At 63.1% G+C, this 18,562-nt stretch carries 25 protein-coding genes; 10 read left to right on the top strand and 15 right to left on the bottom strand.

From position 1 onward, the window contains the following. Positions 1-223: 223 nt before the first annotated feature. From lspA to N7E70_RS01280, 3 genes are all read right to left on the bottom strand, one after another. The gene (gene lspA / locus N7E70_RS01290; RefSeq protein ID WP_067954885.1) at positions 224-715 is read right to left on the bottom strand and encodes a signal peptidase II; all 492 of its coding nucleotides are present in this window, start codon (positions 713-715) and stop codon (positions 224-226) included. Positions 716-828: 113 nt separating this feature from the next. Further along, positions 829-1,665, bottom strand: a complete 837-nt coding sequence (locus N7E70_RS01285; RefSeq protein WP_067954883.1) for a TrmH family RNA methyltransferase — start codon at positions 1,663-1,665, stop codon at positions 829-831. Then, on the bottom strand, positions 1,662-2,771 hold the full coding sequence (locus N7E70_RS01280; protein ID WP_263005341.1) for a class I SAM-dependent rRNA methyltransferase: 1,110 nt from the start codon (positions 2,769-2,771) through the stop codon (positions 1,662-1,664). The genes N7E70_RS01285 and N7E70_RS01280 overlap by 4 nt, the downstream gene beginning before the upstream one ends. A 142-nt stretch (positions 2,772-2,913) precedes the next feature. Here N7E70_RS01280 and N7E70_RS01275 point away from each other — a divergent pair, with 142 nt between their 5' ends. The 3 genes from N7E70_RS01275 (at position 2,914) to N7E70_RS01265 (ending at position 4,496) form a co-directional block, all read left to right on the top strand. Continuing rightward, positions 2,914-3,606 (top strand): helix-turn-helix transcriptional regulator, encoded by a 693-nt coding sequence (locus N7E70_RS01275; RefSeq protein ID WP_154384564.1) that lies wholly within the window; start codon positions 2,914-2,916, stop codon positions 3,604-3,606. Between the two features lie 66 nt (positions 3,607-3,672). Continuing rightward, on the top strand, positions 3,673-4,050 hold the full coding sequence (locus N7E70_RS01270; RefSeq protein ID WP_263005340.1) for a VOC family protein: 378 nt from the start codon (positions 3,673-3,675) through the stop codon (positions 4,048-4,050). Positions 4,051-4,052: 2 nt separating this feature from the next. Further along, positions 4,053-4,496, top strand: a complete 444-nt coding sequence (locus tag N7E70_RS01265; RefSeq protein ID WP_263005339.1) for an EVE domain-containing protein — start codon at positions 4,053-4,055, stop codon at positions 4,494-4,496. On the opposite strand, the gene N7E70_RS01260 is transcribed toward N7E70_RS01265, so the two are convergent. The 4 genes from N7E70_RS01260 to sppA are packed head-to-tail and all read right to left on the bottom strand — an operon-like array spanning position 4,480 to position 7,163. Continuing rightward, entirely contained in the window at positions 4,480-5,451 is a 972-nt protein-coding gene (locus tag N7E70_RS01260) for an ornithine cyclodeaminase family protein (RefSeq protein WP_067954874.1), read from the bottom strand. The genes N7E70_RS01265 and N7E70_RS01260 overlap by 17 nt on opposite strands. A gap of 36 nt (positions 5,452-5,487) precedes the next feature. Next, positions 5,488-5,817, bottom strand: coding sequence for a LapA family protein (locus tag N7E70_RS01255; protein ID WP_067954871.1), 330 nt, complete (start codon positions 5,815-5,817; stop codon positions 5,488-5,490). Between the two features lie 44 nt (positions 5,818-5,861). After that, a complete protein-coding gene (locus tag N7E70_RS01250) occupies positions 5,862-6,146 on the bottom strand; it encodes an integration host factor subunit beta (RefSeq protein ID WP_055981346.1) in 285 nt (94 codons plus the stop codon). A gap of 42 nt (positions 6,147-6,188) precedes the next feature. Then, complete coding sequence (gene sppA, locus N7E70_RS01245; protein WP_263005338.1) at positions 6,189-7,163, bottom strand: signal peptide peptidase SppA; 975 nt, start codon at positions 7,161-7,163, stop codon at positions 6,189-6,191. Positions 7,164-7,430: 267 nt separating this feature from the next. Here sppA and lptC point away from each other — a divergent pair, with 267 nt between their 5' ends. From lptC to ptsN, 6 genes are all read left to right on the top strand, one after another. Further along, positions 7,431-8,150 carry an LPS export ABC transporter periplasmic protein LptC gene (lptC, locus tag N7E70_RS01240; protein WP_067954867.1) on the top strand — a complete coding sequence of 240 codons (720 nt, stop codon included), beginning with the start codon at positions 7,431-7,433 and terminating at the stop codon, positions 8,148-8,150. 40 nt (positions 8,151-8,190) lie between these two features. Next, the gene (locus tag N7E70_RS01235; RefSeq protein ID WP_172582912.1) at positions 8,191-8,700 is read left to right on the top strand and encodes an LptA/OstA family protein; all 510 of its coding nucleotides are present in this window, start codon (positions 8,191-8,193) and stop codon (positions 8,698-8,700) included. Then, complete coding sequence (gene lptB / locus N7E70_RS01230; RefSeq protein WP_067954865.1) at positions 8,701-9,522, top strand: LPS export ABC transporter ATP-binding protein; 822 nt, start codon at positions 8,701-8,703, stop codon at positions 9,520-9,522. Positions 9,523-9,711: 189 nt separating this feature from the next. Continuing rightward, entirely contained in the window at positions 9,712-11,244 is a 1,533-nt protein-coding gene (rpoN, locus tag N7E70_RS01225) for an RNA polymerase factor sigma-54 (protein WP_263005337.1), read from the top strand. A 280-nt stretch (positions 11,245-11,524) separates the two neighbouring features. Next, a complete protein-coding gene (gene hpf, locus N7E70_RS01220) occupies positions 11,525-12,109 on the top strand; it encodes a ribosome hibernation-promoting factor, HPF/YfiA family (RefSeq protein ID WP_067954861.1) in 585 nt (194 codons plus the stop codon). A gap of 64 nt (positions 12,110-12,173) precedes the next feature. Then, the gene (ptsN, locus tag N7E70_RS01215) at positions 12,174-12,638 is read left to right on the top strand and encodes a PTS IIA-like nitrogen regulatory protein PtsN (RefSeq protein WP_067954859.1); all 465 of its coding nucleotides are present in this window, start codon (positions 12,174-12,176) and stop codon (positions 12,636-12,638) included. Positions 12,639-12,731: 93 nt separating this feature from the next. On the opposite strand, the gene N7E70_RS01210 is transcribed toward ptsN, so the two are convergent. Together N7E70_RS01210 and N7E70_RS01205 are read right to left on the bottom strand one after the other, a co-directional pair. Further along, positions 12,732-12,989, bottom strand: coding sequence for a DUF1150 family protein (locus tag N7E70_RS01210; RefSeq protein ID WP_067954857.1), 258 nt, complete (start codon positions 12,987-12,989; stop codon positions 12,732-12,734). 62 nt (positions 12,990-13,051) lie between these two features. Next, a complete protein-coding gene (locus tag N7E70_RS01205; RefSeq protein ID WP_154384569.1) occupies positions 13,052-13,477 on the bottom strand; it encodes an Hsp20 family protein in 426 nt (141 codons plus the stop codon). Between the two features lie 129 nt (positions 13,478-13,606). Between N7E70_RS01205 and N7E70_RS01200 the strand changes: the two genes are divergently transcribed. Beyond that, complete coding sequence (locus N7E70_RS01200; protein WP_263005336.1) at positions 13,607-14,548, top strand: nucleoside hydrolase; 942 nt, start codon at positions 13,607-13,609, stop codon at positions 14,546-14,548. 72 nt (positions 14,549-14,620) lie between these two features. On the opposite strand, the gene N7E70_RS01195 is transcribed toward N7E70_RS01200, so the two are convergent. The 6 genes from N7E70_RS01195 to N7E70_RS01170 all read right to left on the bottom strand — a co-directional run bounded on the left by N7E70_RS01195 (position 14,621) and on the right by N7E70_RS01170 (position 18,094). Continuing rightward, on the bottom strand, positions 14,621-15,235 hold the full coding sequence (locus N7E70_RS01195; protein ID WP_067954851.1) for a LysE family translocator: 615 nt from the start codon (positions 15,233-15,235) through the stop codon (positions 14,621-14,623). 67 nt (positions 15,236-15,302) lie between these two features. After that, positions 15,303-16,202, bottom strand: a complete 900-nt coding sequence (locus tag N7E70_RS01190) for a ribokinase (protein ID WP_067954849.1) — start codon at positions 16,200-16,202, stop codon at positions 15,303-15,305. A 66-nt stretch (positions 16,203-16,268) separates the two neighbouring features. Beyond that, a complete protein-coding gene (locus N7E70_RS01185; protein WP_246790358.1) occupies positions 16,269-16,700 on the bottom strand; it encodes a hypothetical protein in 432 nt (143 codons plus the stop codon). 32 nt (positions 16,701-16,732) lie between these two features. After that, positions 16,733-17,230 carry a hypothetical protein gene (locus N7E70_RS01180; RefSeq protein ID WP_067954846.1) on the bottom strand — a complete coding sequence of 166 codons (498 nt, stop codon included), beginning with the start codon at positions 17,228-17,230 and terminating at the stop codon, positions 16,733-16,735. Next, the gene (locus N7E70_RS01175; protein WP_067954844.1) at positions 17,197-17,586 is read right to left on the bottom strand and encodes a hypothetical protein; all 390 of its coding nucleotides are present in this window, start codon (positions 17,584-17,586) and stop codon (positions 17,197-17,199) included. Before N7E70_RS01175 ends, N7E70_RS01180 begins: the two co-directional genes overlap by 34 nt. 34 nt (positions 17,587-17,620) lie before the next feature. Then, the gene (locus tag N7E70_RS01170) at positions 17,621-18,094 is read right to left on the bottom strand and encodes a hypothetical protein (protein WP_263005335.1); all 474 of its coding nucleotides are present in this window, start codon (positions 18,092-18,094) and stop codon (positions 17,621-17,623) included. Positions 18,095-18,562 lie beyond the last annotated feature (468 nt).

Below are 18,562 nucleotides of genomic sequence, written 5' to 3'. Positions count from 1 at the left end.
CCACCTGTCGTTTTGACCCGCAAATCTACGCCGCGTAGCCGCCAGACAGTTCAGTCGGTACCTTTCGGCCCGTCCACCAAACGCACCATGATGAGCGATTGTGGCAGACCTTGGACCCGATTGCGACCTTAGTGAAAAAAATCTTAACCGCTTAGTCAAGTCTGTGGGTAAGCTGCGGATGACCTCACGGATCTGTCACATATTGTATTGTGACTTGATCGACCTATTTGTCGGCCGCCTTGGGTTCGCTGCGGCTGCGCCGCCAGGCGATGAATTCATCCAGCACCACCAGCGCTGCGCCCACCGAAATGAACACATCCGCCAGGTTGAAGATGGCAAAAGACCACACCGGCGTGTGGAACAATATGTAGTCGATGACGTGGCCGTAGACGGTGCGGTCGATGAGGTTTCCCAGCGCGCCGCCGACGATCAGCGCAAAGCCGAAGCGCGAGATCACCTGCGCCGGCGTGGTCTTGATGGCGAGGAAGGTGACGAAGGCGACGACGACAGTCGTCAGCACGATCAGGCCGGTGTCGCCGACATTGGAGAACATCGAGAACGCGATGCCGGTGTTGTAGGTGCGATAGAGCGCCAGGAACGGCAGCAGGTCGACCTTGTCGTGCATGACGAGATTGGCCTCGACGAGCACCTTGATCCATTGGTCGAGTGCCACGGCAAGAGCTGCGACGATCCCGTAGACTGCGACTGGCTTCAACAGCGGCCTCCTTCAGCGCCGCGTACCCTTCTGGGCACGCATGTGACGCCGTAACAGTTTTATTTCGTGCATGATCCTTTCCAAAAATCGAAACTGATTTTTGGGGTCATGCACTAAAGCTTCAGCGCGCCGCGCCGGATTTCGAACAGCATGACGCCGGTAGCGACAGCCAGATTGAGCGAATCGGCGCGGCCCGCCTGCGGGATGCGCAGAAGCTTGTCGCAGGCATCGGCGAGATTGTCGGGCAGGCCCTGCTGCTCGTTGCCCATCATCAACAGGACCGGGCGGTTGCCAAAATCGACGGACCGGTAGTCTACGGCGCCCTTGAGATGCGTGCCGGCGACGGTGCCGGGGAAGTTCTTGCGCCATTCGAGGAAGGCATCCGGATGCGTCTTGGCAACAGGCACGGCGAAAATCGAGCCCATCGTCGCCCGCACGGTTTCGAGTGAGAAAGGGTCGGTGGTGTCGCCGACCAGGATGACGCCCTTGGCGCCAACCGCATCGACGGTGCGGATGACGGTGCCGAGATTGCCGGGATCGCGCACCCGGTCGAGCGCCACCCAGACGTCGTTGCCTTTCGGCCTGATGTCCTTGAGCGGCACGAAACGCTGGCTGAACACGCCGACAACCGCTTGCGGATTGTCGCGGCGGGTGATCGCCGTCAGCACTTTTTCCGAGACTTCGAGCACGTCGCCGCCCAGAGCCACGGTGCGCGCGGCGATCTTTTCGACTGCCTGATTGCCGAGCGCCGACTTGGCGAAGATCAAAGTCTTGATCGTCCATCCGAGGTCGAGCGCGTCGATCACCAGCTTCAGGCCTTCAGCCAAAAAGGCGTTCTGCTGGTCGCGGAATTTCTTCAGCGAGAGCGCCTTGATGTCCTTGACCAGCGGGTTGGCCAGGCTGGTCACTTCCTTGACGCGGCCAGGGGCTCCGGTGCGGTGTTCGCTCATTTGGCCACCCAGCGTGAGAACAGCGATGTCGAAAGCGCCCGTCCTGCCGACTTCTCGCGGATGACGAGTTCGCCCGATTCGATGGTGCCGCCCATGCCGGCGAAGGTATCGCGCATCAGGGCATGGATGGCGAAGAACGAGGCGCGGATCGAATAGGCGGTAAGCACCACCGCCAGCGGCTTCGGCGTCAGGATCGAGCGGCAGATGTCGGTCATCGCCGGCAGGCTCTCGAACAGCTGCCACACCTCACCCTTGGGACCGCGGCCATAGGCCGGCGGATCGAACAGGATGATGTCGTAGCGGCTGCCGCGACGCTCCTCGCGCTCAACGAACTTCATCGCATCCTCGCAGATCCAGCGGATCGGCTTGCTGGAAAGGCCTGCCATTTCCTGGTTCTCGCGGGCCCAGCCGATGGCCTTCTTCGAGGCGTCGACATGGGTCACTTCGGCGCCGGCACGCGCCGCGACCAGCGAGGCAAGGCCGGTGTAGCCGAACAAATTGAGCACCTTGACCGGGCGTTTGGCGTCGTCGATCAACCGGGCCATGTGGTCCCAGTGCGTCGCCTGTTCGGGAAAGACGCCGACATGGCGGAACGAGGTGAAACGGCCCTGGTAGGACAAGCCGGCATGACGCATCGGCCATGTTTCGCCGAGCGGCGCCTTCGGAAAGCGCCAGCGGCCCATGCCTTCTTCGTCAGTGTCGCCGGTGAAGACGGCGTCGGCGCGGTCCCAGTCCTTCGCCGGCAGCGCGCGCTGCCAGATCGCCTGTCCCTCTGGGCGAACGATGCGGTAGGGGCCGTATTGTTCGAGCTTCTGGCCGTCGCCGCTGTCGAGCAGCGCATAGTCATCGTTCGGCGCAACCTCGAGGATCAGCGGCAGGCGTTCGGCCGGCAGTGCGCCTTCGCGGCGGGCAAGCTTGCGCGGTTCCGATTTCGGCTCGGCCTGATGCTTTGGTTCTGCCTGATGGTCCTGGCGCAGGGTTGCGCGTTGCTCCGGCTTTCGCTCTGGCTGCCGCTCGGTGCGGTCGCGCGTCTGTGCGGGAGCGGCACCGCCCTTGCGGGGCGGCTGCGGGCGGCTGTCGCGGCGTTTGTCGCGCGGATGCTTCAAGGAACGGCGTCTCCGGATGGTTGGCCGCTTTTGACACAGGCCACGGTACACCGCAACCGGACGGGCGGTCGCGGGCGTCTCGCAGCCGCCTTCCGGCGCCGCCGTCTCCGCTCTATCGTGCTGCCAAACCCGCCCGAGAATCATGTCGCGCTCCGAACGCCTGCTCGACCTCATCCAGATCCTGCGCCGCCACCGCCGGCCGGTGAGCGGCTTGACGCTTGCCGGCGAGCTGGACGTGTCGATCCGCACGCTCTACCGCGACATCGCTACCCTGCAGGGCCAAGGAGCGCCGATCGAGGGCGAACCGGGGCTGGGGTATGTGCTGAAGCCCGGCTTCATGCTGCCGCCGCTGATGTTCACCGACGAGGAGATCGAGGCGATCGTGCTCGGCTCGCGCTGGGTGGCGAAGCAGCCGGACACAAGGCTGTCTGCGGCCGCCGCCGATGCGCTCGCCAAGATCGCTGCCGTGCTGCCCGACGATTTGCGCGAGGAGCTTGACGCCACGGCCCTTCTGGTTGGCCCGAGTGCCGAGGCGACACGCGAGGGCGCTGATCTCGGCATCATCCGCCAGGCGATCCGCGCCGAGCGCAAGCTAGAGATGACCTATCAGGACGCTTCGGGCACCGGCTCGCGGCGCATCGTCTGGCCCTTTGCGCTCGGGTTCTTCGACAAGGTCCGCGTCATGGTGGCGTGGTGCGAGATGCGCCAGGATTTTCGCCACTTTCGCGCCGACCGCATTTCGGAACTCGCTGCGATCGACACTCGCTATCCGCGCCGCCGCGCCGCCATGCTGAAGGAATGGCGGGCGACGCTCGACACCACAAGGAAGCTTTGAACGCCACTGCCAGAATCTGACAGTGGTGCCGGCTAGGGTTCTCCGCATCCAACAAGGAGAACAGCGATGCGCAGCCCCAACTTCATTATTCTTTATGTCGACAAGCCGGAAGCCAGCGGTGCCTTCTATGCCAAGCTGCTCGGCCGCCAGCCGGTGGAGACGTCACCGACCTTTGTCATGTTCGTGCTCGACAACGGTTTCAAGCTCGGCTTGTGGTCGCGCCGCACCGCTCAGCCGGCGGCGTCCGCAGCGGGTGGCGGAGCGGAACTGGTGCTTGCCGTGGAATCGCCCGGGGCGGTTGACGCAACCCATTCAGACTGGGCGAGCCGTGGACTCAACATCCTGCAGGCGCCAACCGACATGGATTTCGGCCGCACCTTCGTCGCGCTCGACCCTGACAATCATCGCTTGCGTGTCTACTGCCTCGACGAAGCGGCGGTGTAGCTATGGGCACGGGCAATTGGCTGGCCGTCGCCTCGGCCGATCATGTGCGTATCGGCAGGGCCAGCGGCTTCATGCAAGTCTGCCATGGCAAGGTAGGCCCACTGCGGCGGATCGGTGCCGGAGACGGGGTGGTCTATTATTCGCCGGCGAACGTCATGGGCGGTAAGGACGGGCTGAAATCCTTCACCGCAATTGGTTGGGTGCGGGCGGGCGACGCCTATCGGTTTGACATGGGCGGCGGCTTCGCGCCTTCCCGCAAGGATATTGATTGGGCGGCGGCACGGGAGGTACCCGTAGCGGCGCTTGCCGGCCAACTCGACGTCACCGCCATGCCCAATTGGGGTTACCAGCTGCGTTTCGGTCTCTGTCCGCTGAGCGCGCACGACTTCCGCCTGATTGCGGAAGCCATGGAGGTGGACGAAGTGGAGCTCAGGCCTTCGGCTTGAGCGACTCGTAAACGGCGATGCCGGCGGCAAGATCTTCCAGAGCGGCACCGACCGACTTGAACAGGGTGATCTCGTCCGCCGACTGGCGGGCGGGCTTCTGGTCGCGGGCGAGTTCATGCAGGTCGGCGACGATGGCGTCGGCCGTTAGCACGCCTGCTGCGATCGGCTGGACGATGTCGCCGGCTTCCTTTGTGGCGCCGGCGCGGGTGTCGACATAGACTCGCGCCTTGGCGATCGCGTCGTCATCGGCCTCACGCATGCCGGGCGTGAAACCGCCGACGAGATCGACATGGGCGCCGGGCTTGAGCCTGGCACCCTTGACCAGGGGCGTGGTCGAGATCGTGCCGGCGGTGATAATGTCGGCCCAGCCGAGTTCGGCATCGAGGTCGGAGACGGCAGTCGCCTCAAACCCCTCGTCGCGCAGCGAGGCAGCAAGCGTTTCGGCGTTGGCCGGCGTCCGGTTCCAGACGCGGATCTCTTTGATCGGCCGCACGGCGGCATGTGCCCGTGCCAGGAACCTGCACTGGGCGCCGGCACCGATGACCAGCAGCTTCGAGGCGTCCTCGCGCGCCAAGTAGGACGCGGCTAGTGCCGAAGCGCAGGCGGTGCGCCATTGGGTCAGGCGCGGGCCGTCCATCAGCGCCTGCGGCTCGCCGGTGATCCCATCGAGCAGCAAATAGAGCCCGACGACCGCCGGCTTGGCGATGTCGTTGTTGTCGGGCGAGACAGTGACGATCTTGACGCCGATATGCCCGTCGGCCCCTGCACCCGCGGCCTTGAAGTCAGTCCAGGCCGGCATCAGCAGCAGGGTCGAATCGGTGCCCTTGGCACGCTCCACTGTGTGGTGATGACGCACGGGCTGCACCGCACCCTCGCGAAAGGCCGTGCGCAAAGTCTCGACCAATCCCGGAAAGGTCAAGGCGCGGTCGATGTCATCGGCCGAAAAGTGCAGCATGAAGTTCTCCCTGAAAGGTGGTCGCGCCCAAGCGGATCAGTTGGGGCGCGGCAGGGCCGGGCCCTGGGCAACCGGCGGCCGCTGGGCGGCTGCCTGGCGAAGGCTTTCGGCCTCGAGGCCGCGCTGGCGAGCGATCTTGCGAAAGCGGCCCTGCTTGAACCAGGTCACGGCACCGCCGAGAATCACCCCGAGCGCCAGTGCAACGAACAGCAGCACGAACAACGGTGCCTGGATGGTCAAAGCCGGATTGCCCGGATTGAATGGGTCGAGCGTGAACGCAGTCGGTGCGCGATTGGCCACGGCAAGCGCGATCAACACGATCGCCACCGGCACGAAGACAACGATGAGCATGAAGCGGTTGAACATGTATTTTCCCGTTTAAAGTCCCGCCGCCGCAGCCGCCTGGCGGTCTATTTGGCCGAGTTCAGCCGCTCGCGCAGCTCCTTGCCGGTCTTGAAGAAAGGCACCCACTTTTCCTCGACCTCGACGGATTCGCCGGTGCGCGGGTTGCGGCCGGTGCGGGCAGGGCGGTTCTTGACCGAAAAAGCGCCGAAACCGCGCAGCTCGACGCGGTTTCCGTCGGCAAGGGCATCGGTGATTTCGTCGAAAATGGCGCTGACGATGTTCTCGACATCCCGCAAGAACAGATGCGGATTGCGTGTGGCAATGATTTGCACCAGTTCAGACTTGATCATGTGCTCGGTCCCCGTCGAGATGGTGATGATTTTATTTGTTTTTCAGCCGCCTGAGACAGCTTTTTCAGCCTGCCAGAGCGACAGCATACCGTCAAGGAACAAGCGGTCGGCGCCGATTTCCTTGAGCAATTCCGACGAGACGTCGCCCATGCCGAGTGCGTGGCCAAGGGCCTGGGCAATCGAGTTTGGCAGGAGGAAGCTGCCGGTGCGGGCCGGCTTCCATTCGATGACCTCGAGCTTGGCGTCGACGCCCTTGGTGCCGAGCCAGGCGATCGCCTGGTCCTCGCCGCCGACCTCGTCGATAAGCTTGTTGGCGAGTGCCTGGCGTCCGGTCCATACCGAGCCGTCGGCAAGGGCGGTGGCCTCGGCCTTCGACATCGAGCGGCGTTCAGCGACGATACCGACGAACCAGTCGTAGCTGTCGAGGATCATGTTGCGCATCATGGCGCGCTCTTCGTCGGTCGTCGGGTTGAATGGATTGGGCTCCGCCTTCAGCGGCGACGACTTGATCTCCTCGAGCTTGACGCCAAGCTTGTCCATCAGCCCGGTCAGGTCGGGAAACTGCACAAGGACGCCGATCGAGCCGACGATGGACGATTTGCGCGCCACGATATGGTCCGATGCCGAGGCGATCATGTAGCCGGCGGATGCGGCAAGCGTGCCGACCTGGGCGACGACAGGCTTTTCTGCCGCGATCTTGCGCACGGCGTCGTAGATCGCCTCGCCGCCGGCGGTGGTGCCGCCGGGCGAATCGATCGACAGGATCACGCCCTTGACGGAGGCCGACTTGCGGACCTCGTCGAGGCGGCGCAGCAGGTCCTCGTCCTCGGTGATCGTGCCTTCGATGCGGATCTTGGCGATATGGCTGGCGGTCACGCCCGGAATGCGCTCGCCGGCCAGCCATGTCGACATGCCGACGACGGCGAAGGCTGCGATGAGAAACGCTACGACCCGCCAAAAGGTCAGCTTGCGTCGCAAGCGGCGTCGGTCGATCAGATCGTCGGCTTTCATGGACATGGCGTGCCTCGCATGCTGTGCAGGCTAGCGCTTTTAAAGCAACGCTTTGGCGAGAGCCACAGCTTTCCTGCCGCAGCTGACGTTGCGGGAGTTGGGATTTGTAAGCTAAATAGCCATATTGGGGTTTGCATCCAGGCAGCCGGACGCGGGGCAGCAGTGCGTTCGGTCGCAACTCTTTGACCTTATGGTCATATTTTCGTGGCTTTCATCCGCTTCACCGTGCCGGCCTGAAGGGCGGCTTGGACAGTTTGAAGAAGGACATTGCAGTTGGCGCGACCAATCGAGACGAGTGGCGGCGGAGGCGGCGTCGCGGCTGACACCGCAATTGCGCTTGCGACTTCGCGCGCCGATGCTTTCGACCTCGCAGCGCGTCATTCGCGCCGCGTCCGTTTCCTCAAGCGCGCTTTGCCGTTGGCGGCGCTCGCGCTGGCGGCACTGTTCGGTGGCTACACCTACCTTGCCGCGCCGCCGTCGCTGAAGGTCAAGGCGGAAGGTGCCGCCTTCTCCGAAGGCAAGCTGGTGATGGCCAAGCCCCAACTCAGCGGCTTCACCCGCGACAACCTGCCTTATTCGATGACCGCCGACCGTGCCGTGCAGGATCCGGCCAACCAGGGCGTCGTCGAATTGCTCGGCATCGATGCCAAGCTACCGATCTCAGCCGAGAACGTCGCCCAGGTCGATGCGGCGCGCGGGGTCTACGACCGCGAGGGCAATACGCTCAATCTGACCGAGCAAGTAATCGTAAAGACCAGCGACGGTATGGTCGCCAAGCTCAAATCGGCGTATCTCGACATGGGCAGTGGCGCGATGAAGTCTGACGAACCGGTTGAAATAAGCCTTGACGGTTCAAAGATCACGTCCGATTCGATGTCCATGCTCGAAAACGGCAAGGTTGTCGTGTTCGAGAAAAAGGTACGCGTGGACATCGATCCCGCGCGAATGAAGGCGGCGCAGAATGGCAGCGGAGGCGGGAGTGCGGCAAATTAGGTCTTGGCGGTCATTGGCCGCGTTAACATGCGCGGGCGTGATGCTGTGCACCGCCGGCGCTTTTGCGCAGGATAGCCAGAGCCGGCTTTCCGGTCTCAAGCTCTCGGGCGACCAGCCGATCCAGATCGAGAGCGACAAGCTCGAGGTCCGCGAATCGGAGAATCTCGCGATCTTCACCGGCAATGTCAGCGTCACCCAGGGCCCGACTGTCATGAAGTCGGGCAAGATGACCGTCTATTACGCCAAGGATGGCGGCTCGGCCGCCACCGGCTCGGCCAACATCGACAGGCTTGAAGTCGACGACAAGGTCTATGTGAAGTCCGACAAGCAGGTGGCCACCGGCGACCGCGGCACCTTCGACATGAAGACCGAGGTGCTGGTGATGTCTGGCAAGGAAGTCGTGCTGTCCGAAGGCGATAACGTGCTGGTCGGCTGCAAGCTCACCGTGCAGATGAAGACCGGGCTTGCCCAGGTCGACGGCTGCAACAAGGGCACCAAGGGCAATGGTCGCGTCATGATGTCGATCACACCGGGGTCGCAGAAGAAATAAATGACTGAGGCATCCTCGCTGTTGTCGCGTCTGAAGCCTGGCTCGGCGCAAAAACTTGCCGCGCCCGCGACAACAGGCAGTGCCAAGAGCGGTAAGTTCAAGGGCACGCTGATCGCCAAGGGGCTGACCAAGGCCTACAAGGGCCGGCAGGTGGTCTCGGGCGTGACGCTCGGCGTCCGCGCCGGCGAGGCCGTCGGCCTGCTCGGCCCCAACGGCGCCGGCAAGACGACCTGCTTCTACATGGTTACGGGGCTCGTTCCCGTCGACCAGGGCACGATCGAGATCGACGGCTTCGACGTCACGGCCATGCCGATGTACCGCCGTGCCCGTCTCGGCATCGGCTACCTGCCGCAGGAAGCCTCGATCTTTCGTGGCCTGTCGGTCGAAAACAACATCCGCGCCATTCTCGAAGTGGTGGAGAAGAGCCGCAAGGAGCGCGAGAAGTCGCTCGATGCGCTGCTCGAGGAGTTCCACATCAGCCATCTCCGGAAGTCGCCGGCGATCGCCTTGTCGGGCGGCGAGCGCCGCCGCCTCGAGATCGCGCGCGCCTTGGCGAGCCGGCCCAACTACATGCTGCTCGATGAGCCTTTCGCCGGTATCGACCCGATCGCCGTCGCCGACATCCAGCAACTCGTCCGACACCTGACCAAGCGCGGCATCGGCGTTCTGATCACCGACCACAACGTCCGCGAGACGCTGGGCCTGATCGACCGTGCCTACATCATCCATGCCGGCGAGGTGCTGACCCATGGCCGCGCCGACGAGGTCGTCGCCAACCCCGACGTCCGCCGTCTCTATCTCGGCGAGGGCTTTACGCTCTAGGCTGGCTGCCGGCGCGCAACGTGCCGGCGAAATGCGCAGCCTTCCTTCACCATTGCCGGGCAATGCGCCGGCAATCGCGATAGCGAATCCCCAATCTGCTTGACATGCAAAAGCCGGGCCAGTTTTATCGCGGCTGGCGAGCGCGCCGGTTTTCGGCTGCGCAGGATCGGGATCGGACCACTTCGAGCAATGGCGCTGTCGGCGAAACTACAGCTACGGCAGTCCCAATCGCTGGTGATGACGCCACAGCTGATGCAGTCGATCAGGCTGCTGCAGTTCACCCATACCGAGCTTGAACGTTTCATCGACGACGAGATCGAGCGCAATCCGCTGCTCGAACGGGCAGAAGTGCCTGACGACGCGCCGGCCGACCAGTTCCCCAAGATCGAGACCCAGGGCGAGGCCAGCGCGGCCGGCGAGGACTGGTTCGAAGGCGAGGCCGGCTGGAGTTCCGAGGCGATCTCCGAAAAACTCGACACCTCGCTCGAAAACCTGTTCCCCGACGATCCAGGCGCCGTCGAGCGCATGGGCCCCGATCTTGCCATGCAGTGGAAGTCGGCCACCTCTGGCGCCGGTTCGGGCGGCGGCTCCGAAGGCTTCGACATGGAGGACATGGCGGCGGCTGCCGTCACCTTGCGCGACCATGTCGGTGAGCAGATATCCTTCGCCTTCACCGACCCGGTAGAGCGGCTCGTTGCCTCCGAATTGAGCGACTGGCTCGACGAAGCGGGCTATTTCCGCGGCGAAGTCGACGAGATCGCGGCGCGCTTCGGTGTCGACGAGGCCTTCGTGCTGAGGGTCCTTGCCGATTGCCAGGCTTTCGATCCGGCCGGCCTGTTTGCCTGCGACCTGGCAGAATGCCTGCGCATCCAGCTCATCCGCCGCGACCGGCTCGATCCGGCGATGGCAGCGTTGATCGACAATCTCGACCTTCTCGCAAAACGTGACTTCCAGAGCCTGAAGCGCATCTGCGGCGTCGACGAGGAGGATCTGCTCGCCATGCTGGCTGAGATCCGCGCGCTCGATCCCAGGCCCGGCGGAGCCTTTGTCGGCGGCTCAGCCGATACCATCGTGCCCGACGTCGAGGTGCGCCAGGCCGCCGACGGCAGCTGGGCGGTGGAGCTCAATCCCGACACCCTGCCACGCGTGCTGGTCGACCAGGTGTATTTCGCCCAGGTCACAGGCCGCACCAAGGATCCGGCCGAGCGCAACTTCCTCAGCGAGTGCCTGCAGAACGCCAATTGGCTGACCCGTAGCCTCGACCAGCGCGCCAAGACCATTCTCAAGGTCGCCTCGGAGATCGTGCGCCAGCAGGATGCCTTCCTGGTCCACGGCGTGCGCCATCTCAGGCCGCTCAACCTGCGCACCGTGGCCGATGCCATCGGCATGCACGAATCGACCGTCAGCCGCGTGACAGCCAACAAGTACATGCTGACGACGCGTGGCGTGTTCGAGCTGCGCTACTTCTTCACCGCCTCGATCGCCTCGGCGGAAGGTGGAGACGCGCATTCGTCGGAGGCGGTGCGCGACCGCATTCGCCAGATGATCGAGGAAGAGCAGGCCTCCGACGTGCTGTCCGACGATGCCATTGTGGATATCCTCAGGAAAAGTGGCGTCGACATCGCCCGCCGTACGGTCGCCAAGTACCGGGAAGGCATGAACATCGCCTCGTCGGTGCAGCGCAGGCGTGAAAAACGCGCGCTGGCAGGTGCCGCCGGCTAGGGCGAAAGGCGCGGAATTCAGGCCTCTCCCGCGCTTGATTGACAATCCTTAATGAAGTGTCTAGAAGCCCGCCCGCATGAAGAGGGCTCAGCCCACCAAGGAAAGATGCGGCACAGGATGGCTTGTGACACGAGCCTGCGGCTGCCGGCGGGTGGCCCAAGATCAGCCGACAAGTTCGGACTTAAAATTGGTGTGACAGGCGAGCCAACGCTTGTTTGCATCTGCCACGGGTATAAACTCGGACCGGTTTGAAGTCTGAACAGAAAAGGTCAGTTTTCAGATGAGCCTGCGCATATCAGGAAAACACATGGACGTCGGCGATGCGTTTCGTACGCGCATTGAGGGACGTATCGGCGAAGCGATCGGCAAGTATTTCGATCGCGGCTTCTCCGGGCACGTCAACGTCGTGAAGGCCGGCTCGCGCTACACCGCCGATTGTGTGGTACGGCTCGATTCGGGCATGTCGTTGCAAGCGACCGGTGACGCACAGGAACCGACTGCCGCGTTCGACGCGGCGGCCGACAAGCTCGAGACTCGCCTGAGGCGTTACAAGCGCCGGCTGAAGTCGCACAATCTGGGCGCCGGCAACGGTGAATTGACCGATGTCGCCTATTCGGTGGTCGCAGCGCTCGTCGATGACGACGAGGATGTGCCCGAAGATTTCGCGCCCGCCATCGTTGCCGAGTCGACGATGGTTCTGAAGACGATGTCGGTTGCATCGGCCGTCATCGAACTCGACACCAAGGATAGCCCTGTTGTGGTCTTCCGCAATGCCGGCAATGAGCACCTCAACATCGTCTACCGCCGGTCTGATGGAAACATCGGCTGGATAGATCCCTCGACCGCAAAGGTCGCCCAGGGATAGTAGCCGCCACCGCATGTGGGGTTTTGGGGCAATGCGGCGGTGAGCACAGCAAGGGAATTTCAGCATGGATCTGAGTGATCTGATCGAGGCTCCGGCAATCATGCCGGCCTTGAAGGCGAATTCGAAGAAGCAGCTTCTGCAACTTCTCGCCGAAAGGGCCGCATCGATTTCCGGTATCCCCGAGCGGGAGGTGTTCGACACCATCCTTCAGCGCGAGCGTCTTGGCTCGACGGGTGTCGGCAATGGCATCGCCATCCCGCATGGAAAGCTCGCAGGCGTAAAGCGCATCACCGGCGTTTTTGCGCGTCTGGAAACGCCCGTCGATTTCGAGGCGCTGGACGACCAGCCGGTCGATCTGGTCTTCCTGCTGCTGGCCCCCGAAGGGGCGGGAGCCGACCATCTCAAGGCGCTGTCGCGCATTGCACGCGTGCTGCGCGACGCCGATACGGTCGCCAAGATTCGCGGCACGCGTGATGCGGCGGCGATCCACGCGCTGCTGTCGGAAACGCCGGCTTCGCACGCCGCCTGATTTCGATTTTTCGGAAAAGTTTGGGAAGGGCCGCATCTTGCGGCCCTTTGCCGTTTCGCCATCCTGTCGCCGGCCGAAAGCGCGGGCTACAGGTTAGTGGATGGCTACGGTCGTCAGGTCGTTTTCCATCGCACCCGCAAGCGCGCGGTCACGGGCATCGGACAACAGGATCGGTTCGCCGGTCGCGGCAAACAGCGCCCACAACTCGAGGCCGGGATCGATCTCGGTCAGGCCTGGGAAACGGCCGCGCAGATCGTCGCTGGATACCTTCCTGAGATAGGCGACGGAGCCTTCGCCGAGATGGGCGAGCTCGCCCGTGGTCATCGTGTGTCTCTGGGCAGTATTGGGCATTGTAGCCTCCTTCTAGCCAGGATGCCGTATTGGCCATCCCGCATGAGAGCCATCGGCAGTGCTTAGTCTGCTACCGATATGTTTATTTTCCGTACCAGTCGCTCGGCTTCCGGCCGGTCGAGATCGACCGAGAGCAGACCGTTCTTCAGATCGGCCGCAATCACCCGCATCCCGTCGGCCAGCACGAAGCAGCGTTGGAACTGTCGTGAGGCGATACCGCGATGCAGGAACTCGCGCTCCTTGTCGTCGCTCTGTCGACCGCGCACGATGAGCTGATTCTCCTCGACGGTGACTTCGAGATCGTTTTCGGCGAAACCGGCGACCGCAAGCGTGATCCGCAGCCTCTCGCTCCGTTCATCGGCATCCCTGATGCGTTCGATGTTGTAGGGCGGGTAGCTGTCGCCCGACTTGGCAAGGCGCTCCAGCGTCTTTTCCATCGTGTCGAAGCCCAGGAGAAGCGGGCTTGAGAAGGGCGTCATACGGCTCATGTTACAGCTTGTCCTCCGAGAGCGACATAATGCGGAAAAACCCGGATGGCATTTTCCCGTCTGTTGTTGATATGGTCCGCGCCGTCGGCAACTTCAAGACTGCAAAAAACTGCCCAACAAGGAAAGAAAATGCCCGTACCGCGCAAGATAATCATCGACACTGACCCCGGTCAGGACGATGCCGTCGCCATTCTGCTGGCGCTGGGGAGCTCCGAGCTCGACATTCTGGGAATTACCGCTGTCGCCGGCAACGTGCCGCTCAAGCTGACCGAAAACAATGCCCGCAAGATCTGCGAGCTGGCAGGCCGTCCCGACATCAAGGTCTATTCCGGCGCCATCAGGCCGCTGATCCGCGAACTGGTCACCGCCGAGGAAGTGCACGGCAAGACCGGTCTGAACGGCCCCGACCTGCCCGAACCCACAATGAAGCTGCAGGAACAGCATGCCGTCGACTACCTCGTCGAGACGCTGATGCGCGAGGAAGCCGGCACCATCACTTTGTGTCCGCTCGGCCCGCTCACCAACGTCGCGCTCGCCCTCATCCGCGAACCCAGGATCGCCCCACGTATCAAGGAGATCGTCTTGATGGGCGGCGGCTTCTTCGAAGGCGGCAACGTCACCCCTGCCGCCGAGTTCAACATCTATGTCGATCCGCATGCGGCCGACGTGGTGTTCCGCTCGGGCGTGCCGATCGTCATGATGCCGCTCGACGTCACCCACAAGGCGCTGACCACGACCAAGCGCATCGACGCCTTCCGCAAACTCGGCACCAAGGTCGGCCTTGCCACGGCGCAGATGCTTGAATTCTTCGAACGCTATGACGAAGGCAAATACGGCACCGACGGCGGCCCGCTGCATGATCCGTGCGTCATTGCTTACCTTCTCAAGCCGGAGCTGTTCCAGGGCCGCCACTGCAATGTGACAGTGGAAACCTCCTCGGAGCTGACCATGGGCATGACCGTCATCGACTGGTGGGGCGTCACCAAGCGTCCGAAGAACGCCATGGTGATGCGCGACATCGACCATGACGGCTTCTTCGCGCTGCTCGTCGAGCGCCTCGGCCGGCTGTGAAGCTGCCAATGTTTGGAGGAAGAAGGGGCGGCACATGGCCGCCCCTTTCGCATTGCCGATCTGGCGAAAGATCTACCGCGTCCGCGAAAACGCCAGCCAGACGCCGCCGCCGACAAGGAACGTGCCCGAGATGCGGGTCATCAGCTTGAGGCGTTTGGCCGACAGGAACTTGCCGGCGCGGCCTGCGGCAATCGCGTAGGCCGAATCCGACATCGCCGCGAAGACCATCGCGGTGACGCCCATGATGACGATCTGTTGGGCGTAGTTGGCGCTCGGGTCGATGAACTGCGGGATGAAGGCGCCGAAGAAGATCAACGTCTTGGGGTTGCTGATCGCAACCAGGAAGCCCTGCAGGAAAAAGCCTCCGCGCGGCCGCCTGGGCGTGCCGTCGGCGGCGAGCTCGCCTCCCGAGCGGAACATCTGAATGCCGAGCCAGATCAGATAGGCGGCGCCCAAAAGCCGGACCCACTCGAACCAGTGCCCCATCGCCTCGATCATCTGGTTGAGGCCGATGCCGACGATGGCGATCATCATGGCGACGCCGATCTGCGTGCCGGCGGCGTTGGCGAGGCCGGCGCGCGTGCCATGCCTGATGCTGGACGCGATGATCAGCGTGACCGTCGGCCCCGGTATCAGCACGATGACGATGCAGGCGACGACATAGGCGGCGTAGAGTTCAAGCGACATGTTCCGTTCCTCCGGCGGTCGCCCGACACTAAGCACGCGAAGTTTTTGCGTGTCTAGTGGGCGGAACTCAACCCATGAGTGCTGTGTCCACCTCGGCGGCCAGCGGGATCGCCGGCTGGGCGCCTGGCTTCAGGCAAGCGAGCGATCCGGCGGCGGCGGCGCGGCGGAGCGCGTCCTTGAGGTCGAGTCCCGCGGACAGGCCGGCAGCGAGATAACCGCAGAAGGTGTCGCCGGCACCGACGGTGTCGACAGGGGTAATCTTTAGCGCCTCGACATGGATGAGCTCGTCGCCCCTTGCCGCCAGGACACCATCCCCGCCGAGCGTGACGATGACAGTGGCGCCGGTGCTCCGGGCGAATTCGCCCATCCGCTCCGGCCGTTCGCCCGCGGGCAGCGAAAGCGCCTCGGCGTAGAGGTCGAATTCGGTTTCATTGGCTATGACATAGTCGGCCTTGCCGACGAAGCTTGCCGCCTCGGCGCGGAAGGGGGCGGTGTTCAGTATGGTCACGGCGCCGGCACTGCGTGCCGCCTCAAGCGCCGCGTCGACGGTCGCAAGCGGGATCTCGTGCTGCAGGAGCACGATGTCGCCCTTCTTGAACTGTGCCTTGGCGAGATCGCCCGGCACCACCGAACCGTTGGCCCCCGGCACCACCGCGATCATGTTCTCGCCGTCACCGCCGACAAGGATCAATGCGATGCCTGTGGCGGCCTGGATCTCGGCCACGCCGGAAAGGTCGACGCCGCCGCTTTTGAGGAAGGCGACGGCCTCGCCGGCGAAGGCATCCTTGCCGACCGCGCCGACCATGCGCACCTCAGCGCCCGCGCGTGCGGCGGCAAGCGCCTGGTTGGCGCCCTTGCCACCGGGCGCCGACTTGAAGTCGCCGCCGGGTACGGTCTCGCCCGGGCCGGGCAGGCGGCCGACGGTTGCGATGAGGTCGAGGTTGATGGATCCGACAACGGTGATCACGGCAGTCTCCTGAAAAGTCAGCCGGAAACTACATTGTGTCGCGGTCGCTTGCCAGATGGTGCCTGGTCATTCGCAGCGGAAGACGACCTGGGCCTGGTAGGTGCCGGCCGGGAATATGCCGGTCGACTTGGTGGCTGTCAGGTTCACCGGGATGATCCTGGTTCCGTTTGACACCCGCGTGATCGTGCTGCCGCCATAAGTCACACTATCCACCGTGTAGGTGGAGGCGAAGGTCACGTTGGCATCGCCGCCGCTTGGCGCCGAGAGGAAGTTGACCGGGGCGGGTGCCGACAGGCCATAGCAGTCGAGCAGGTTCAGGATCGAGCACAATAGCGAGCTGGTTGTCACTGTCACCGAGGCGGCCGAGCCCCCGGCCTGGCTGGAGCCGAAGACATTGATCGTCGGATTGGGCGACAGCGTGCCCGTTGTCTGGACGTTGATGGTGCAGGTGCCGATGATCGCCGCCTGCGCAGGCGCAGCGGTGAGCCAGAGGCTCAAGATCCCCAGGACAGAAGCGCCGGCGCGCATGGTCACTGCCCCGTCTGTTTTGGTGGCGGCGTCTTGCCATCGGTCCAGCCGCTGTCTGCCCAGCCCGCCTTGGAATGCTGCACCGAGCCGGTGACATCGCCTCCGCCGGGTGCACCCAGCCCCATCTTGAGCAGCTTCAGCTCCATCTGCAGCCGCGCCACTTCGAGCTCATAAAGTTTGGAGCAGTCGAGCCGTTTCGGCGTGCGCCCGATCGGGATGACGACGCGGCCATAAGTGGCGATGTCGTTGTTCTCGCGGTTGTTGCCCTGGATCACGCCGACATCGAGATAGGCGCCGCTGCCCGATACGGCCGAACGGCAGGTCGTGCCATCCGCGGCGCGCACCTCGTCCTGGCCTTGCGGCAATGTCACGCCCGGCAAGGAGAAGCCGCTCTGGTTCTGGTTGAGATTGTAGACGTCCTCTGCCCAGGACGCGCAAGGCGTCAATGCGGCGAGGCTCGTGAGCGTCAGAAACGCCGCTGTCCGAGGAATTTTCCGCATATTTGAGCCTTGATCTGCGTCTGTTCATTTGGAAATGGCACACTTTCCGTACATATACGCACTTTACGCTCATTGTTGCCGTCGAACGGCACGACCACGAGGACCGGTCGTGACGCCTCTGCCCCCAGCATGAAACTGTCGGGCGCTATCTTGGCGTCGACCGGCTGGAAGTTCTGGTCGTAGACCCGGACATCGATCCGGATCTTCTTGTTGTAGGGGTTGGATGGAAACACCCGCACAGCGAAGGCATCGGTGAAACTCGTCACTTCGCCGCGCATCGGCGACATAGACTGTGCGGACGCGGGGCTGGCCGCCAGACCCATTCCGAGAAATGGAATTGCCAGACTGCGTAGCATCAAGCTCTCCCTGTCTTTCCTGTCTGCGCAGGCGTTACTGGCATGTGACCGTGACGGTGGCCGAATAGTTGCCGGCGGCGAAGATGTCGGAGCCGGTCTTGGTGCCGGTGAGGTGGACGGTGACGGTGTCGACGCCGGGCGTCGACAGGTTGGAGGAGGCCCCTGTTTCCGCAACCGTATGGGCACCTGCCACCGAATAGGTCGGCGCCCAGGTGATCGGGGTGACATCGGCCGGCGGCACGGTGATTGCAGTTGGCGCGCCAATGCTGATCGCGACATTGCCCGTTGTGGTGGCCGTGATAGTGCCGGCCACGCCGCCGGCATTGTGCGAGCTCAACGATTGCAGGTCTGGGCTCACCGTCATCGTGCCGCTGCCGTTGGTGACGACCAGCGTGCAGATTGCCGCGACAGTGCCGTTGAAGGTGACGTTGCCGGTGGCCGCGAGCGCCGGCTGGGCAATAGAGTAAGCCGCTACGGCAAGACCTGCAGTGAGAATGCAGTATTTCATTCTGCTCTCCGGGACCGCAAAAAAATGCATCTGTCCTGGAGGCGACGGTGATCCAGTATGGTTAATTTGATATTAACGCCAAACTCTGACCAAAAGTTCGTTTGTATGCATATAATTTATTCTACATGAATTCGAGATTTTCGACACGGCGTCAATCTCGTTTGCTGTGTTGAATGAAAGTATATTTCATAAATTGTTTTGTCGCAGCAAATTATTTGCTCGAATTGAGCGGCCATCCCGTCAAGTATCTGTGCGTTACGGTTGAACCAGCCGTGAGGTGACTATGGTCCACAGCAGCAAGAATATGCTCATCGACTAAGCATGGCGAGATTTTGCCGCAGTCTCTTTCAAACAATATGATCGATGGCTGATATAATCTCGCCATGGCGCGCAGCACAAGCATACGAGCTTATGCGGCGTCAGGCCCGCAGTTGACCCAACAGCAGCGGGCGCGAGTTGGCCAAGCTC

Source organism: Aminobacter sp. NyZ550 (genome assembly GCF_025628925.2).
Lineage (GTDB): Bacteria > Pseudomonadota > Alphaproteobacteria > Rhizobiales > Rhizobiaceae > Aminobacter > Aminobacter ciceronei.
The sequence above is the reverse complement of the archived record's forward strand: the minus strand, read 5'-3'. Positions and strand labels throughout refer to the sequence as shown.

Bases quoted from the DNA above. Each gene is read 5' to 3' on its own strand.
- N7E70_RS01285 (WP_067954883.1), bottom strand. From the start codon at position 1,665: ATGAGCGAACACCGCACCGGAGCCCCTGGCCGCGTCAAGGAAGTGACC.
- N7E70_RS01275 (WP_154384564.1), top strand. From the start codon at position 2,914: ATGTCGCGCTCCGAACGCCTGCTCGACCTCATCCAGATCCTGCGCCGC.
- N7E70_RS01270 (WP_263005340.1), top strand. From the start codon at position 3,673: ATGCGCAGCCCCAACTTCATTATTCTTTATGTCGACAAGCCGGAAGCC.
- N7E70_RS01265 (WP_263005339.1), top strand. From the start codon at position 4,053: ATGGGCACGGGCAATTGGCTGGCCGTCGCCTCGGCCGATCATGTGCGT.
- N7E70_RS01260 (WP_067954874.1), bottom strand. From the start codon at position 5,451: ATGCTGCACTTTTCGGCCGATGACATCGACCGCGCCTTGACCTTTCCG.
- N7E70_RS01255 (WP_067954871.1), bottom strand. From the start codon at position 5,817: ATGTTCAACCGCTTCATGCTCATCGTTGTCTTCGTGCCGGTGGCGATC.
- N7E70_RS01250 (WP_055981346.1), bottom strand. From the start codon at position 6,146: ATGATCAAGTCTGAACTGGTGCAAATCATTGCCACACGCAATCCGCAT.
- sppA (WP_263005338.1), bottom strand. From the start codon at position 7,163: ATGTCCATGAAAGCCGACGATCTGATCGACCGACGCCGCTTGCGACGC.
- N7E70_RS01235 (WP_172582912.1), top strand. From the start codon at position 8,191: ATGCTGTGCACCGCCGGCGCTTTTGCGCAGGATAGCCAGAGCCGGCTT.
- lptB (WP_067954865.1), top strand. From the start codon at position 8,701: ATGACTGAGGCATCCTCGCTGTTGTCGCGTCTGAAGCCTGGCTCGGCG.
- rpoN (WP_263005337.1), top strand. From the start codon at position 9,712: ATGGCGCTGTCGGCGAAACTACAGCTACGGCAGTCCCAATCGCTGGTG.
- hpf (WP_067954861.1), top strand. From the start codon at position 11,525: ATGAGCCTGCGCATATCAGGAAAACACATGGACGTCGGCGATGCGTTT.
- ptsN (WP_067954859.1), top strand. From the start codon at position 12,174: ATGGATCTGAGTGATCTGATCGAGGCTCCGGCAATCATGCCGGCCTTG.
- N7E70_RS01210 (WP_067954857.1), bottom strand. From the start codon at position 12,989: ATGCCCAATACTGCCCAGAGACACACGATGACCACGGGCGAGCTCGCC.
- N7E70_RS01205 (WP_154384569.1), bottom strand. From the start codon at position 13,477: ATGAGCCGTATGACGCCCTTCTCAAGCCCGCTTCTCCTGGGCTTCGAC.
- N7E70_RS01200 (WP_263005336.1), top strand. From the start codon at position 13,607: ATGCCCGTACCGCGCAAGATAATCATCGACACTGACCCCGGTCAGGAC.
- N7E70_RS01195 (WP_067954851.1), bottom strand. From the start codon at position 15,235: ATGTCGCTTGAACTCTACGCCGCCTATGTCGTCGCCTGCATCGTCATC.
- N7E70_RS01180 (WP_067954846.1), bottom strand. From the start codon at position 17,230: ATGCGGAAAATTCCTCGGACAGCGGCGTTTCTGACGCTCACGAGCCTC.
- N7E70_RS01175 (WP_067954844.1), bottom strand. From the start codon at position 17,586: ATGCTACGCAGTCTGGCAATTCCATTTCTCGGAATGGGTCTGGCGGCC.
- N7E70_RS01170 (WP_263005335.1), bottom strand. From the start codon at position 18,094: ATGAAATACTGCATTCTCACTGCAGGTCTTGCCGTAGCGGCTTACTCT.